15 protein-coding genes are annotated in these 14366 nt (G+C 46.6%); 11 read left to right on the top strand and 4 right to left on the bottom strand.

The features are described from left to right. The first annotated feature begins 69 nt into the window (after positions 1 to 69). The 3 genes from ACL6C3_RS01295 to ACL6C3_RS01305 all read left to right on the top strand — a co-directional run bounded on the left by ACL6C3_RS01295 (position 70) and on the right by ACL6C3_RS01305 (position 3634). Positions 70 to 942 carry a 2OG-Fe(II) oxygenase gene (locus ACL6C3_RS01295; RefSeq protein ID WP_413164567.1) on the top strand — a complete coding sequence of 291 codons (873 nt, stop codon included), beginning with the start codon at positions 70 to 72 and terminating at the stop codon, positions 940 to 942. Positions 943 to 1070: 128 nt separating this feature from the next. Next, complete coding sequence (locus tag ACL6C3_RS01300) at positions 1071 to 2993, top strand: prolyl oligopeptidase family serine peptidase (RefSeq protein ID WP_413164569.1); 1923 nt, start codon at positions 1071 to 1073, stop codon at positions 2991 to 2993. A gap of 308 nt (positions 2994 to 3301) precedes the next feature. Next, complete coding sequence (locus ACL6C3_RS01305) at positions 3302 to 3634, top strand: hypothetical protein (RefSeq protein ID WP_413164571.1); 333 nt, start codon at positions 3302 to 3304, stop codon at positions 3632 to 3634. Positions 3635 to 4325: 691 nt separating this feature from the next. On the opposite strand, the gene ACL6C3_RS01310 is transcribed toward ACL6C3_RS01305, so the two are convergent. Further along, positions 4326 to 5525, bottom strand: coding sequence for a helix-turn-helix domain-containing protein (locus tag ACL6C3_RS01310; RefSeq protein ID WP_413164572.1), 1200 nt, complete (start codon positions 5523 to 5525; stop codon positions 4326 to 4328). 306 nt (positions 5526 to 5831) lie between these two features. Next, complete coding sequence (locus ACL6C3_RS01315; RefSeq protein WP_413164574.1) at positions 5832 to 6413, bottom strand: DUF3611 family protein; 582 nt, start codon at positions 6411 to 6413, stop codon at positions 5832 to 5834. A 165-nt stretch (positions 6414 to 6578) separates the two neighbouring features. On the opposite strand from ACL6C3_RS01315, the gene ACL6C3_RS01320 reads away from it, so the two are divergent. From ACL6C3_RS01320 to ACL6C3_RS01355, 8 genes are all read left to right on the top strand, one after another. Next, positions 6579 to 6830 carry a hypothetical protein gene (locus tag ACL6C3_RS01320; RefSeq protein ID WP_413164576.1) on the top strand — a complete coding sequence of 84 codons (252 nt, stop codon included), beginning with the start codon at positions 6579 to 6581 and terminating at the stop codon, positions 6828 to 6830. A 202-nt stretch (positions 6831 to 7032) separates the two neighbouring features. Then, complete coding sequence (locus ACL6C3_RS01325) at positions 7033 to 7854, top strand: prepilin peptidase (RefSeq protein WP_413164578.1); 822 nt, start codon at positions 7033 to 7035, stop codon at positions 7852 to 7854. 15 nt (positions 7855 to 7869) lie between these two features. Beyond that, the gene (locus tag ACL6C3_RS01330) at positions 7870 to 8091 is read left to right on the top strand and encodes a hypothetical protein (protein ID WP_413164580.1); all 222 of its coding nucleotides are present in this window, start codon (positions 7870 to 7872) and stop codon (positions 8089 to 8091) included. A 410-nt stretch (positions 8092 to 8501) separates the two neighbouring features. Further along, positions 8502 to 9452, top strand: coding sequence for an acetyl-CoA carboxylase, carboxyltransferase subunit beta (accD, locus tag ACL6C3_RS01335; RefSeq protein ID WP_413164582.1), 951 nt, complete (start codon positions 8502 to 8504; stop codon positions 9450 to 9452). 228 nt (positions 9453 to 9680) lie between these two features. Next, a complete protein-coding gene (locus tag ACL6C3_RS01340; protein ID WP_413164584.1) occupies positions 9681 to 9878 on the top strand; it encodes a translation initiation factor IF-2 in 198 nt (65 codons plus the stop codon). Between the two features lie 270 nt (positions 9879 to 10148). Continuing rightward, positions 10149 to 10640: a photosystem II cytochrome c-550 gene (psbV, locus tag ACL6C3_RS01345; protein ID WP_413164586.1), complete on the top strand. Its 492-nt coding sequence runs from the start codon at positions 10149 to 10151 to the stop codon at positions 10638 to 10640. Between the two features lie 170 nt (positions 10641 to 10810). After that, on the top strand, positions 10811 to 11338 hold the full coding sequence (psbV2, locus tag ACL6C3_RS01350) for a photosystem II cytochrome PsbV2 (protein WP_413164588.1): 528 nt from the start codon (positions 10811 to 10813) through the stop codon (positions 11336 to 11338). A gap of 136 nt (positions 11339 to 11474) precedes the next feature. Next, the gene (locus ACL6C3_RS01355) at positions 11475 to 12746 is read left to right on the top strand and encodes an aspartate aminotransferase family protein (RefSeq protein ID WP_413164590.1); all 1272 of its coding nucleotides are present in this window, start codon (positions 11475 to 11477) and stop codon (positions 12744 to 12746) included. A gap of 267 nt (positions 12747 to 13013) precedes the next feature. Here the strand turns inward: ACL6C3_RS01355 and ACL6C3_RS01360 are convergent, their stop codons facing one another. Beyond that, on the bottom strand, positions 13014 to 13850 hold the full coding sequence (locus tag ACL6C3_RS01360; RefSeq protein ID WP_413164591.1) for a phytanoyl-CoA dioxygenase family protein: 837 nt from the start codon (positions 13848 to 13850) through the stop codon (positions 13014 to 13016). Positions 13851 to 13860: 10 nt separating this feature from the next. Then, positions 13861 to 14364 (bottom strand): hypothetical protein, encoded by a 504-nt coding sequence (locus ACL6C3_RS01365; protein WP_413164593.1) that lies wholly within the window; start codon positions 14362 to 14364, stop codon positions 13861 to 13863. Positions 14365 to 14366: the final 2 nt, after the last annotated feature.

Raw genomic sequence — 14366 nt, forward strand, 5'->3', positions numbered from 1 at the left:
AGAAGTAGATATTGCCGAACCTAACCCCCTTATGCCATGATAGATACAAACTCAGAACTTGGTGAAAAGATGGCTAACGATATCGTTTCGGTTGACCGACTCAAACAGTTAACCAACCAATCCATAGAAACCTTAGAATCCCTGTTAAAAAGTCCCGATATTTCTTCCCAACAAAAAGCAGAAATCGCCTTTAAAATCTTAGAAATGGTAGGAGTTTCGCCCGAAAACCTCACATCTTCTGCGGTTTCCGCCCCAACCAACGGCTTTTCACCCAAACCCGAAATAAAAACCGATCCGATACCCGAACCCGACTATCAATCCGTTATTCAAAAAGAATCGCTATTTTTAGCCGGCGATCATGTTTTTATCGAAAACTTTTTACCCTTAAAAGATAACAGAGAAATCTTAAACATCGCCTTTAGCAAAAGCGATCAGTTTGTCGGTTCAACCACCACAACCCAAGCCGTAAACTACCGCCAATCTTCGATTTTATACGCCACCTTATTTCCCGAATTTTATAACCTAATGAGAAACAAAATCTTAAAAAGCTTACCCGAAATCTTACCCAAACTCAATCATCAACCCTTTGACGTTTCCCAAGTGGAAATGCAACTCACCGCCCATAACGACGGATGCTTTTATAAAATCCATAACGACTCGGGAAGCGAAAAAACCTACACCCGCACCATCACCTACGTCTATTATTTCCATCAAGAACCCAAACAATTTTCCGGGGGAGAATTAAGACTCTACGAAACCGAACTCAAAAACGGTTCAGCCATCAGTCACGGCAAATATAAAACCATAGAACCCCGCAATAATAGTATTGTCTTTTTTGATAGTCGCTGCAAACACGAAGTCATGCCCGTTCGCTGTCCGTCCCGACGCTTTGAAGATGGACGCTTCACCCTCAACGGTTGGTTACGGCGTCCGGAAAATTAACCCCTTCCCAACCCCTCCAAAAAATCTACTCCCAGAGGAAGATCTTAAAATAGACTCAATAGAAGAATCCTTCTCGGAGCAATCTAGGCTAAAATACCCTGTGACCTGCAATTAACATCACCAGACCGATGACGGATCGAACTGTGGCCCCCTATGGATCTTGGAAATCTCCCATTACTGCCGATCTAATTGTAGCGGGAACGGTTGGACTCGGAAGTGTAGCTTGGGATGGGGAAGATATTTACTGGCTGGAAGGACGTCCCTCAGAAGGAGGGCGCTATGTATTGGTGCGACTCACCCCCGATGGTCAACAACAAGACGTCACCCCAAAACCCTTTAACGTGCGAACACGGGTTCACGAATACGGTGGCGGCTCCTATACTGTTTATCAAGGAATCGTCTATTTTTCCAACTTCGCCGATCAACGTCTCTATCGCCAGGTCATTCACAACAGCAGCACACCTCAGGACGTCACACCCGAACCCCTGACACTTGAGGGAAATTATCGCTACGCCGATGCGGTTATAGACACCCAACGTCAACGGTTAATATGTGTCCGCGAAGACCACACAGGCGAGGGAGAACCGGTTAATACCCTTGTGAGTATCAACCTCAATAACCCCGAAGATATCAAAATTATCGCATCGGGGATGGACTTCTACGCCTCCCCCCGTCTCAACGCCGACCATTCCCAACTCTGTTGGATAAGCTGGAACCATCCGAATATGCCTTGGGACGGTACCGAACTCTGGTTGGCAACTGTCGAAGCCGATGGTTCCCTGTCGAATGCTAAACTGATCGCAGGCGGAAAAGAAGAATCAATTTTTCAGCCCCAATGGTCGCTCAGAGGAGAACTCTATTTTGTCAGCGATCGCTCAAACTGGTGGAACTTTTACCGTTATCGCTCCGGTCAGGTCGAACCGCTTTATCCCATCCCCGCCGAGTTTGGCTTACCCCAGTGGGTTTTCGGAATGTCTACCTACGGTTTTGCGACTCCCGACGGCATTATCTGCACCTACACCGAAAAAGGGAACTCCTATCTGGCAACTCTCAACACCCAGTCCCGCCAACTGCAACAGTTTGACATTCCCTACACCTCAATTTCTGGAATAAAAGTCTCGGGAGGGCGTATCCTGTTTATCGGGGGTTCCGCAACCGAACCGAGTGCGGTGGTTAGCCTCAACTTCTCCGATGGGGAAATGTCGGTGTTGAAGCGTTCAACCGATATCGACGTGGATAACGGTTATCTATCGATACCGGAAACCATAGAATTTCCCACCGACAACGGTCAAACCGCCTACGGTTTCTTCTATCCCCCCACCAATAAAGATTACACCGCCCCCGCCAACGAAAAACCGCCCCTGTTGGTAAAAAGTCACGGTGGCCCAACTGCGGCGACTTCCAGCAGTCTCAGTTTCAAAATTCAATATTGGACGAGTCGCGGGTTTGCGGTATTGGATGTTAACTATGGCGGAAGTACCGGTTACGGCCGCGAATATCGTATGCGGTTAAACGATAATTGGGGTATCGTGGATGTTAATGACTGTGCAAACGGGGCGAAATACCTGGCACAACGGGGTTGGGTTGATGGCGATCGCATGGCCATAACCGGCGGAAGTGCGGGGGGTTATACGACTTTGTGCGCCCTGACGTTTACCGATGTGTTTAAAGCCGGGGCGAGTTACTACGGGGTCAGCGACCTAGAAGCGCTGGTTCGAGATACTCACAAGTTTGAGTCTCGCTATTTGGATAATTTAATCGGCCCCTATCCCGAACGCCAGGATATCTACATTCAGCGATCGCCCATTCATCATACCGAACGTTTGTCCTGTCCGGTGATATTCTTTCAGGGGTTAGAAGATAAGGTGGTGCCGCCCAACCAAGCCGAAACGATGGTTGAAGTGTTGAAAGCCAAGGGGTTAACCGTTGAATATGTGCCGTTTCCCGACGAACAGCACGGCTTTCGCAAGGCGGAGAATATTAAACGCGCGATCGCCGATGAGTTTTGTTTCTATGCTAAAGTGTTCGGGTTTGAACCGGCTGACTCCTAAAGTTGCCTGTGGGTAGACAGGATTTTTGATCTGTTCAATAATTATTCTGTAGGGGCGGGTTCTACAATATCTTTAATTACGACTGAGAGATTTACATAAACCCGCCCCGCACCAGAACACGCATTAATCAACCGGACATTATATCAGTCAGACTTTCCAATGCTTAATTCCCCGCAAGGGGATTGAAACCGCGAGGCGACAGCTTGGAGGTGTGAAAACTATTACGACTTTCCAATGCTTAATTTTCCGCAAGCAGGTGGAAACATAGAGGCGACGGTTGGAGGTGTGAAAACTATTACGACTTTCCAATGCTTAATTCCCCGCAAGCAGGTGGAAACCCCGAAGCGACGGTTGGAGGTGTGAAAACTATTACGACTTTCCAATGCTTAATTCCCCGCAAGCAGGTGGAAACCCCGAAGCGACAGGTTGGAGGTGTGAAAACTATTACGACTTTCCAATACTTAATTTTCCGCAAGCAGGTGGAAACCCCGAAGCGACAGGTTGGAGGTGTGAAAACTATTACGACTTTCCAATACTTAATTTTCCGCAAGCAGGTGGAAACCCCGAAGCGACAGGTTGGAGGTGTGAAAACTATTACGACTTTCCAATGCTTAATTTTCCGCAAGCAGGTGGAAACATAGAGGCGACAGGTTGGAGGTGTGAAAACTATTACGACTTTCCAATGCTTAATTTTCCGCAAGCAGGTGGAAACATAGAGGCGACGGTTGGAGGTGTGAAAACTATTACGACTTTCCAATGCTTAATTCCCCGCAAGCAGGTGGAAACCCCGAAGCGACAGGTTGGAGGTGTGAAAACTATTACGACTTTCCAATGCTTAATTTTCCGCAAGGGGATTGAAACAAAAAGAAAATACAGGAGTTCAGGAGTTAGTGCGTTCGCTATCGGAAGCTTCGCCTACAGAATTTCACCACAATGAACCCATCCGTTAGAATATTTATAAGATAAAATTCGTCGTAACAAAATAGAATCACCCGAACAGTTTTGGTGCTAAAGCACTACAACGAACGGGCTAAAAATTACCACTGAGGGAATTGAAACAACCATACAGCAAGCAATTTCTCAAAAAATTATATTAGTTAATCCTCAAATAAAAATAACTTTGCAATCGAAAAAATAGCCAATTTTTAGTTGTCTTGAGACAGCTTTTTTGATTAGCTACAGAGTTGATTGACTGACTAAAAAACTAACGAACAAACCAACAAACCAACCTCATAACTAATAATAATATTTTTAAAGAACAAAACTCAAAGTAAAAAAACCAATAATAGCACCCAAAAAAAGGGGGAGAAGAAACTTCCCCATTCTCCCCTTTTATCCTTCCGGTTGATAACTGCTAAACCCCATACTCGTCATTTCCTGAGGCATCCAATCCCCATCCATCGCTTGCGGGGGAGCAATATCGGCGCCCAAAACCACACCCATTTCACCCGACGACTGTAAACCCGGCTTCGAGGCGCCTTCAGTATCCGACTCATCTTGACGGGACTCAGAACTATTTTCCGGTTGCAGAAGCTTTTGCATCTCGGGAGGAATCGTCGTTTCCGGCGCCGACTGTTGAGACAGCCAAGCAATCCCTCCCAAAGACCCCGCTAAAATCGCCGCATAACCCAAATACAGATGAACCGAATTCAGATAAAAATTCGAGTCCACTTCCGCCTTTGACCAAGTGGGAACCAGATGTTGCAACGGGTCGGGCGTCGGAATAGAAGCCGCCATCGCCGTACCATTTAGCCCCAAAGCATTCCCCAAACGACAAATGAACCCCCGCAGGTAGACATCTTCCGGGAGTTGGTCAATTTGACCCGTTTCCAACGCCCTCAGGTGAGACAGAGGGATCATAGTTTGACGGTGAAGTTGGGTCAGAGACAACGATAGCGCTTCGCGGGCTTGTCGCAACTCCTGACCCACCTGACGCAGACTCGCCTCCCGTTTTTGGGTCGCTTGTGCGGCTAATTCGGCTTTGCTGGGTCTTTTTCTCGGTTTTTTCGGCATCTCCGTCCAAGTCTCCTCCGTTGGGGAGTTGGAGTCGGGCGGCTTTTCCGATGAGGTTTCATCCGAAGAAGAAGTCACAGCCATTGCGTTCATCGTCTGAGAACCCTTTTCTTCGGGCGAGACAACCGCTATTTTTCCCCCCGAGTCCGACTTCAACGGCACCGCAGGAGAAGACTCCCCAATCTCTGTAGACCCCTGTTCCTGGGATATTGAGGAAGAGGGGACTGGAGGACTGGAGTTGTCTTTTGGAACCGTTTGTACTATAGTTTGAGTTTGATGAATTAGTAATTGCTTCAAAGACAGTTGAATCGCTTCGCGGCCAACAGCTTTGATTAGAATTTCGCCTTTCGGGGCTGCATCTCCGAGAATTTTTTGCAGATTAGCCAGCGCAATCTGATAGACTTGACTGTGGTGCAGTTCAGTCTCAATCTCACTTAACAGCGATCGCAAGCGTTCCGGTGAAACTTCAACGGCGTGCGGCTCTGCAAGACCGACACCGATTAAGGAGTTTAGTTCCATATTGAATCGTTTGTTCTTACTCAGTACAATACCATCTGAGTCACATTTTCTATTGCTTGCTTCTGATTCCGGATGCGGACACCACCATTATAAAAGAAAAGGGGAGTCCCGGAGGTCAGGAAAATAAAAAAAATGAGGAATTCAGGTCAAGGATTTCCCCGAGGGTTTCATCCGTCGGGGAGTTAGCCCTCTGCTATCGGCTCGCAGTTCGGCTATTATCAACACACTTCAAGGTTTTTTCACCCAAAACCGAAAAACTCGGCCAAGAGCTAACTCCGCTTCGGCCAACCGTCAACCCCAATTGTCTCAATCTTTATAGATTTGTTCGATTAACCAAATCGCGCTCACAATCCCCACAAAATGAGCCACAATCGCGTGAGTATTCGCCAAAACGATAAAAATATCCAGAGGTTGAATAAAGTCTCGTAGGTTCACCGAAGCGTCTAAAAAAGCACCTCGGGGTTGAGAAATCGCCTTCGCCAATAAAATCCCGCTAATCGCTTCGGCCCCCAACAGCGTTAACACCATCCCCACCATATTGGAAATTAGACTCACCCGCATCTGCTTCATCGTTTCCCCCCGACTGGGCCGCCCCGGAGTCGGGCCACGCAGTTGTTGACTGAGGCGAGTATGATAAAAAGCCCGATAGGTACTAAATCCCAATACCCCCAAGCCCGCCAGCGCCAAAAATAAGCCGCCTTCTACCCCCGAGCTTCCACCTTGACCCGGAGTTTGACTGGCAACTAAAATCGCAAATAATAAAATAATCCCAGAAACAACAGCTAGCACTAGCTGAACCCAAAAACTAATCCAACCCGCTCGACGCAGAGCAAAGGCGACTCGGCGCACGGGAGTTGGTAAGGGTGAAGCGTCAGATTGATTGGACATCGGCTTAGAGAAATGGAATGTACGGGGGAAAAATCAGCAACCCTCTGGGTCGATAACAGTCTTTTATTAGGATAATTGAAAATCCTCCTATGATTTAATAATAGAATTTTCAACTCCCGTCTAACCACATAACACATTAACACCCGGAATACTCTCCTGTGGTCTATGCTTCTCAGCCCTGAACGTCCTCTTGCTCCTCAATCTGATCAAAGCTGGCTCGACGCTGACTTATTACGAGTCGCTCGAGAAATTTACCACGCTTATCTGCGGGTTCACGTCAGACAAATGCGCCGACCTTCGGGAGTGGTCATCCATCCCAAGACCTATCGCGGTTTGTTGGTCTTTTCCTCTCGACCCATCTTATTACCCCAGGAGCGGTTTATTCCCATCGACTATATTGACTCCGAACTCTCCTAAACGTTCAGGAGTCGGGAGGAAAGAAGTCGTGAGGTCGTGATGTCAGTCGTCAGAAGTTCAGGAGGAAACAAGTTCAGGAGGAAACAAGTTGCTGTGTTCAGGAGTTTAGAATTGCCTTTTCCCTTCCCCCTTACCCTTTCCCCCTTACCCTTTACCCCTGTTGCCTGTTCCCTGTTCCCTGTTCCCTGTTCCCCATTCCCTCATGGATATCATTCTGACAAGTCTAATTAACTTGATAGTATTCGTTCTCGGTGCTGCCATCGGGAGTTTTCTCAACGTCGTCATTTATCGAATTCCGGCGGGTTTATCCCTGCTGTATCCGCCTTCGCGCTGTCCCCATTGTTTAACTCGCCTCAGTCCCTTTGAAAATTTTCCCGTCTTCGGTTGGTTGTGGCTGCGAGGACGCTGCAAACATTGTCAGGCACCCATTTCTATCCGCTATCCCCTCGTAGAAGCCGCCACAGGCTTGCTGTTTTTGGTGGTGTTGTGGAATACAGCCAACCCGGTAGAAATGATTGGATACTGGGCTTTATTGAGTTGGTTGGTTGCTCTGGCGTTTATCGATCTCGATACCCTGACTTTACCCAACAGTCTCACCCAATCTGGATTAGTTGTCGGACTCGGTTTTCAAATCGCTCGGGGGTGGGATAATGGGTTAAATCCGGCGACGGTGAGTCACGCTTTGATGGGGGGAATTATCGGGGCGGTTTTGGGGTTGTGGTTATTGGATATTATTGCTTTTGTTGGATCGATCGCTTTGGGACAAACCGCGATGGGCGCCGGAGACAGCAAATTAGCCGCCTTGATGGGTGCCTGGTTGGGCTGGAAATACTTGCTCCTGGCGGGGTTTATCGCTTGTTTCCTCGGCGCTTTTGTCGGGGGTGGGGCGATCGCCCTCGGTTGGCTACAACGGCGACAACCCATGCCATTCGGCCCATTTTTAGCCCTGGCTGCTGGCTTAACCGCCCTTTGGGGTGAGACAATACTAAATGCTTACTTCAACCTGTTTTTCCCCACTTGGTAAAAGAGTAAACTCGTCATGTCTTGGATTACCCTCAGAACAACCGCCATGCGATGGGAAGCCGAGTTAATGCAGCAAGTGTTAGCCGCTCACGGCATCCCGACTCGAATTGTCGATTTGGGTCTGACTTCATACATGGGTATGGGGAGTCCCGCTGCACTGCAAGTTGACTCGGTGCATCAGTGGTCTGCCCGTTTGCTGCTCAGTCCGATTGAGGAGGAATCGGAATCGCCCGATTAAATCAAGAAACTTATTAAGGATACAGATCGTTATATTATAGATGATATTTTAGCATCAACGGCAAGAAACCTCACATCGTAATCTTTGATTAGATGTTGAGATCAATTGCCTGCGTCGTGATTGAATGACACACAACTCGACACGGCGAGAAGTATAGCGATAACCAAGCTAGACTCATAAACATAATTGATGAAAACCGTGTATTTTGACCTGCGGGACGCGGGGCAAAGCCTGTCGCCAGAATGTAAGACTAGCTATTGCTTGTAATAGAAAGCTATTCTTTGGGCGGGAAGCCTACCGGATAATCTATTGATTTGCTGTAGGTAGTTCACACAGAATAATGAGGTAAACTGAGAGCTTCAGACAGCCTCAAGCTTGAGATCCAAAATCTAACCGAAAAAACTCTTTTAATGTCTCTATTTGATTGGTTTGCAAATCGACAAAAATCAGTTCCCATCGGTCCGGAACGACAAGAGCGGGAAATCGCCGATGGACTCTGGGTGAAGTGTTCTCATTGCGGTGCATTGACCTACACCAAAGATCTGCAAGTAAATCTACGGGTTTGCTTAGAATGCGGTCATCATATGCCGGTAAACAGCAACGAACGCATTCAGCAGCTTATTGATCCTCAGACTTGGATGCCGCTCAATGCCAAATTATACGCGCTCGATGCCCTGAAATTCCGCGATCGCAAATCCTATAGCGATCGCCTGCGAGATTATCGCGAAAAAACAGGGCAAATGGATGCAGTACAAACCGGTATGGGTTTACTCGACGGTGAACCTGTGGCTTTGGGAGTGATGGACTTCCGGTTTATGGGCGGAAGTATGGGTTCGGTGGTCGGAGAAAAACTCACCCGCCTGATCGAATACGCCACCCAAGAGCGCTATCCGGTGGTGATTATTTGTGCTTCCGGGGGAGCGCGAATGCAAGAAGGAATGTTGAGTCTGATGCAAATGGCGAAAATATCGGGGGCGCTAGAGCATCACCACTCGGCTAAACTGCTGTATATCCCCGTTTTAACTCATCCGACCACCGGAGGGGTAACGGCGAGTTTTGCCATGCTTGGAGATGTGATTCTGGCCGAACCCGGAGCGACGATCGGCTTTGCGGGGCGACGGGTGATCGAACAAACCCTCAGAGAAAAGCTTCCTGAGAATTTTCAGACCTCGGAATATCTGTTAGCTCACGGCTTTGTCGATCAGATCGTTCCTCGGACTCAGCTTAAGAAAACTTTAGCTCAATTCATTCGCCTTCATCGTCTCCCTCAAAAACCCGCTCATTATACCGCTCGCCCAGAAGCTAAACCTTTAAGTTCGGCGCTCAGTGAGCAGCATCATTCTCTCAGCAGCGACATTTGAGGGGCTGAGTTGATCTGCGCTCGTAGATAGGTAAGAGTTGGACAGTGTTGAAAAACAAGAATTTATCGGTGGATTCTCTCCAGGTATTGAGTAAAAATATCTAGGCAATCCCCAAAGAAGTCCAACTCTCAACCCTCCAAGTCGGGCTTGAAACAGCCGAGTAGGTTTTCAGAGTTACCAAGAGTTCCTATAATTAATTTTGATTAAAATCTGTTGGAACCAAATTTCATGGGTTTTGCAGACCTGTCCATAGCAGAAATAGCGGAAGATTACGATCTCCCCGTAGAAGCGGTACTCAATCTGTGCGATCGGTTGGGAATTGCCTACAAACATCCTCAAACCCGTTTGGCGTTGGAGGATGCCAAGGCGATTATGTCAGAAATTACGGCTAGCCGCCAACAAGAAGATTCGACACAGCAAGATTAATCCCTTGCTGAACTCGCAAATTCCGTCAGACAGAACCTGCGATCGCGTAAGGAACGGGGTGGGAAAAATCACGCGGAAACAGGCTATCCCCGCTCAAATAGACTCATGGCGATCAAACCTTTTGACCAAAAAGACATCCTAGAGGATGATTGATCCATGACATTTAATTGTTGGCTGTCGCCGATCCCCCGATTGAGACGATACCAACACTTTTAGATGAGTCAATTTGTATTACAAGGTTCCATAACTAGCACAAGGTTAAGGAGAATTATGCTCAAAAGATACATTTGGCTGGCTGTAGCCACTGTATTTTTCACATTTCAAATGTTTGTCAATAGTGCCAACGCTATCGAACTCACCGAAGACCTGCGGACATTTCCCCTCAACGAACAAGGGGAGCAAACTGTCCTGAGTTTAAAAGAGGTTAGACAGGGTAAAGAACTGTTTAACTATGCTTGCGCTCAATGTCATGCCTTAGGTGTAACCAAAACCAATCCAGACGTCAACTTAAGTCCTGAATCGCTCGAAGGTGCTGTTCCTTCTCGCAATAATATTGAGGCCTTGATAGACTATATGAAAAATCCCACCACCTATGATGGGTTTTACGAAATTGCCGAACTCCATCCGAGTACCAAGAGTTCAGATATTTATCCGAAGATGAGAAATCTCACCGAGGATGATCTCTACGCGATCGCGGGTTATATTCTATTAGAACCCAAAATTCGCGGCGAACAGTGGGGCGGTGGTAAATACCTGCGTTAATTTGAGATAATCACCGGGTGCGTAGACTTCGGATTTTGGGTTTTAGAGTTAGGTTGCTTTTCTCGATCGGATGGAGTCATTTCGGCGAAAAGTTGGCTAATCTCAGATCTAAAGTCTGAAGTCTGAACCACCTGATGTTCTAAGGAAAACTTAACTTAAATCTTTACTCAATGCGATTTCTAATTCAAAAACTTTTCAACTTATTACTCGTTTTTTTAGTGATTGGACTCGGCGTTTTAACGGCTTCCAACCCCGTTTTAGCCGAAGGGGTCGATCCTTATGTTCGCCGCTATTTAGCCAGCCAACCGATAGAAATTCCCGCCGATAATCAAGGCCATACTCAGCAATTTTCTCCCGAAGATCTTACCACCGGTAAAGGACTGTTTGAAGCCAGTTGTCTCAACTGTCATGCGGGAGGCGTGACCATCCCTTACCCAACCGTTTCTTTATCTCTCCAAGACCTGAAAGCCGCAACTCCCCCTCGGGATAATATTAAAGATTTGGTTAGTTATTTTCGGTATCCTATCAGCTTCGATGGCAGCGATACAAACTATTGGTGTCGTCAAATTCCCGAAACCTGGCTCCCTCAAGCCCAAGCTGAGAAGTTAGCCGCCTATATTATCCGTTCAGCAGAAGCCGCACCGGGATGGGGACAAATGCGAGATCCCAATGAACTCCCGCCCGAATTTAGAATGTAACTTATCGGTATAAATGCGGAGCGCAGCCCTTAACGATCTTAAGCATTTTACAATCTATTGTGACCCCATTAACCGAGGTTTTTCACCTAAAATCAAGGTCAGGATAGAAACTAATGCTAACGTTTAGGAGTTTGCTGTGAGCTTAGAAACCCTATTTAAAGACTCTACAAGCACCGATACAACGCCCTTCAGCCCCGATGAGTTTAACGCTCACGTGATGAATACCTACGGGCGTTTTCCCCTCGCTCTAGAACGGGGTGAGGGATGCCGCCTGTGGGATACCGACGGACGAGAATATTTGGACTTTGTAGCCGGAATCGCCACTTGTACGCTCGGACACGCGCATCCGGCTTTAATTGATACCGTTACCCGGCAAATAAAGACCCTCCACCACGTTTCCAACCTGTATTATGTTCCCCCCCAAGGAGAACTCGCCAAGTGGCTCACGGCTCATTCTTGCGCCGATAAGGTGTTCTTTTGCAACTCCGGCGCCGAAGCCAACGAAGGGGCGATTAAACTAGCCCGCAAGTACGCTCACGATAAGTTAAATATTGCCGATCCGGTGATTGTAACCGCCCATTCTAGCTTTCACGGCCGCACTTTGGCAACGATTACCGCCACCGGACAACCCAAATATCAAAAAGGCTTCAGCCCCCTCGTTCCGGGGTTTGTCTACGCGCCTTACAACGATATTAACGCCTTGGAAGCGACCATTGCCGAAGTCGATGCCGGTGAACGCCGAGTCGCGGCTATTATGCTTGAAGCGCTGCAAGGGGAAGGGGGAGTTCGTCCGGGTGATTTGGCTTATTTCCAACGGATTCGGGAAATCTGCACCGAAAAAGGAATTTTGTTGATTCTCGATGAAGTGCAGGTGGGAATGGGTCGCAGTGGTAAACTCTGGGGATATGAAAACCTCGGAATTGAACCGGATATTTTCACCTCGGCTAAAGGTTTGGGTGGTGGAATTCCCATCGGGGCGATGCTGTGTAAGTCGTTTTGCGATGTGTTTGAACCGGGAAATCATGCGAGTACCTTTGGCGGAAATCCCTTTGCTTGTGCGGTGGCGTTGTCTGTTTGTCAAACCGTAGAAAAAGAGAATCTTCTCGCCAATGTTCAGCAGCGGGGAGAACAACTTCGCAGTCAACTTCAGTCTATTGGGAGTCAATATCCTGAGTTAATTGTAGATGTGCGGGGTTGGGGTTTAATTAATGGTTTGGAAATTAATTCAGAGGCGGAATTAACTTCGATTGAAGTGGTGAAAGCGGCGATGAATGAGGGTTTGTTGTTGGTTCCGGCTGGCCCGAAAGTGGTGCGGTTTGTTCCTCCTTTGATTGTAACAGAAGCGGAAATTAATCGGGCTGTTGAAATGTTAAAAACTGCATTGTCAAAGTTGCTGTCTTCCAACTAGACTATTGATTTTTGTAGGTTGGGTTAAGTGCTAACGCAACCCAACTTTATCGGTATTAGCGTAGAAGAAACCGGGTTTTCTTACTCAACCCAAGCGACTACAAGCCAAAAACCCGGTTTCTTTAATCATAGACAGGTTTTCTTACTCAACCCAAGCGACTACAAGCCAAAAACCCGGTTTCTTTAATAATAGACAGGTTTTTTTACTCAACCCAAGCGACTACAAGCCAAAAACCCGGTTTCTTTAATAATAGACAGGTTTTTTTACTCAACCCAAGCGACTAGACCATTGATTTTTGTAAGTATCAATAAATCTTTGAAAAAACAATTGTTGGCGAGGGGTTAACTCGGCAAATATATTTTCTTGTAAAAAACAGGTGGGAGGAGGAGTATACCAATCGGGAATTGTACCATAAATAATATCAAAGGTTCGGCGAGGAATTTCTGCAATATAATTCCCCCGATGAATTCCCCAAGCATTAAAAAATACCGCATCTCCAACATCAAGATAAATTCGAGTAGAATTGGGGATATCCTCCGAATTTTTGGGTTTACCGTTTAAACCTTTGCGGATGTTTAATTCTTCAGAACTATCCCAACGACAATGTGAACCGGGAATATATTCTAAATTGTTATCGGGTAAAAAGGCAATATGAACGTGTATTCCAACGGTATTTTGCATTCTTAACCGTTCAATTTCTTCCGTTTTTGCATCAAATTGTTGATCGCGATGCCAATCTCCCATTCGCGTTTTATTGGCGGGATTAAAAAAGTATTGGGTATTGTGAAATAATAGGAGAAAATCAAAAATATATTCGAGAATGTCCAGAATTTTATCCGAAGAAATTAGATGTAATAATTGAGTCAATTGTTGGGGATATTCTGAAAAATAACGGGGTTCGGTGAGAAAAGCCATATTGGTTAAATTGGCAGTTTCTTCGGGGTTTTTAGATTGAATAATCCACCGATTTAAAATGCGGTCGCAGATAAATTTTAACTCTTTTACTTCGGACAAATCTAACAACTTCCGAACGATAAAAAACCCGTCTTTATTCCAATTCTGTTTAAAATTTTCCGGATTCATTAATTCATAAAAATCGGTCAAAATTTATCCTTTATTCTTGTTGTTGGTCGGTAATTTCCAAAACGTAAGGATGATAACTATCCGGTTCATAGGAACCGACCCAAATTTCATAAGTTCCAGACATCCACTGACCGACGATACCGGGGTTCATATCCAGATAGTCATCGTTACACCAACTTCCCCCGGGTCCGCGAACCACCAAAACCGTATCTTCACTACTTTGAACCCGCAGACTGAGATACTTAAAAAAATCGGTTAAAACAATTTTGTGATCGGGTTTTTCATCCACAAAACCCATACAAGCACCCGTCGGAGTTTCTTGACGACCTGCGGTATTTTCAGCAGAAATTGGCCCTCCACTCAACCCTCTCACCGTCAGCGGAGAGGGGGCAAAATTAGGAGAAAGCTTAACATTTTCAAACATCGGTGTCGTTTTATATTGCAGGGGTTGCGCCTGCGTGGGAAGATGAAGTAACAACCCAGTAATCGTAAAAATCGCTCCCAAGACGAAATTACGGTTTTGATCCTTTGTCATCG

The organism is Capilliphycus salinus ALCB114379 (genome assembly GCF_047276495.1).
GTDB lineage: Bacteria > Cyanobacteriota > Cyanobacteriia > Cyanobacteriales > Microcoleaceae > Capilliphycus > Capilliphycus salinus.

Bases quoted from the DNA above. Each gene is read 5' to 3' on its own strand.
- ACL6C3_RS01305 (WP_413164571.1), top strand. From the start codon at position 3,302: ATGCTTAATTCCCCGCAAGCAGGTGGAAACCCCGAAGCGACGGTTGGA.
- ACL6C3_RS01325 (WP_413164578.1), top strand. From the start codon at position 7,033: ATGGATATCATTCTGACAAGTCTAATTAACTTGATAGTATTCGTTCTC.
- psbV2 (WP_413164588.1), top strand. From the start codon at position 10,811: ATGCGATTTCTAATTCAAAAACTTTTCAACTTATTACTCGTTTTTTTA.
- psbV (WP_413164586.1), top strand. From the start codon at position 10,149: ATGCTCAAAAGATACATTTGGCTGGCTGTAGCCACTGTATTTTTCACA.
- ACL6C3_RS01310 (WP_413164572.1), bottom strand. From the start codon at position 5,525: ATGGAACTAAACTCCTTAATCGGTGTCGGTCTTGCAGAGCCGCACGCC.
- ACL6C3_RS01320 (WP_413164576.1), top strand. From the start codon at position 6,579: ATGCTTCTCAGCCCTGAACGTCCTCTTGCTCCTCAATCTGATCAAAGC.
- ACL6C3_RS01315 (WP_413164574.1), bottom strand. From the start codon at position 6,413: ATGTCCAATCAATCTGACGCTTCACCCTTACCAACTCCCGTGCGCCGA.
- ACL6C3_RS01340 (WP_413164584.1), top strand. From the start codon at position 9,681: ATGGGTTTTGCAGACCTGTCCATAGCAGAAATAGCGGAAGATTACGAT.
- accD (WP_413164582.1), top strand. From the start codon at position 8,502: ATGTCTCTATTTGATTGGTTTGCAAATCGACAAAAATCAGTTCCCATC.
- ACL6C3_RS01365 (WP_413164593.1), bottom strand. From the start codon at position 14,364: ATGACAAAGGATCAAAACCGTAATTTCGTCTTGGGAGCGATTTTTACG.
- ACL6C3_RS01330 (WP_413164580.1), top strand. From the start codon at position 7,870: ATGTCTTGGATTACCCTCAGAACAACCGCCATGCGATGGGAAGCCGAG.
- ACL6C3_RS01295 (WP_413164567.1), top strand. From the start codon at position 70: ATGGCTAACGATATCGTTTCGGTTGACCGACTCAAACAGTTAACCAAC.
- ACL6C3_RS01300 (WP_413164569.1), top strand. From the start codon at position 1,071: ATGACGGATCGAACTGTGGCCCCCTATGGATCTTGGAAATCTCCCATT.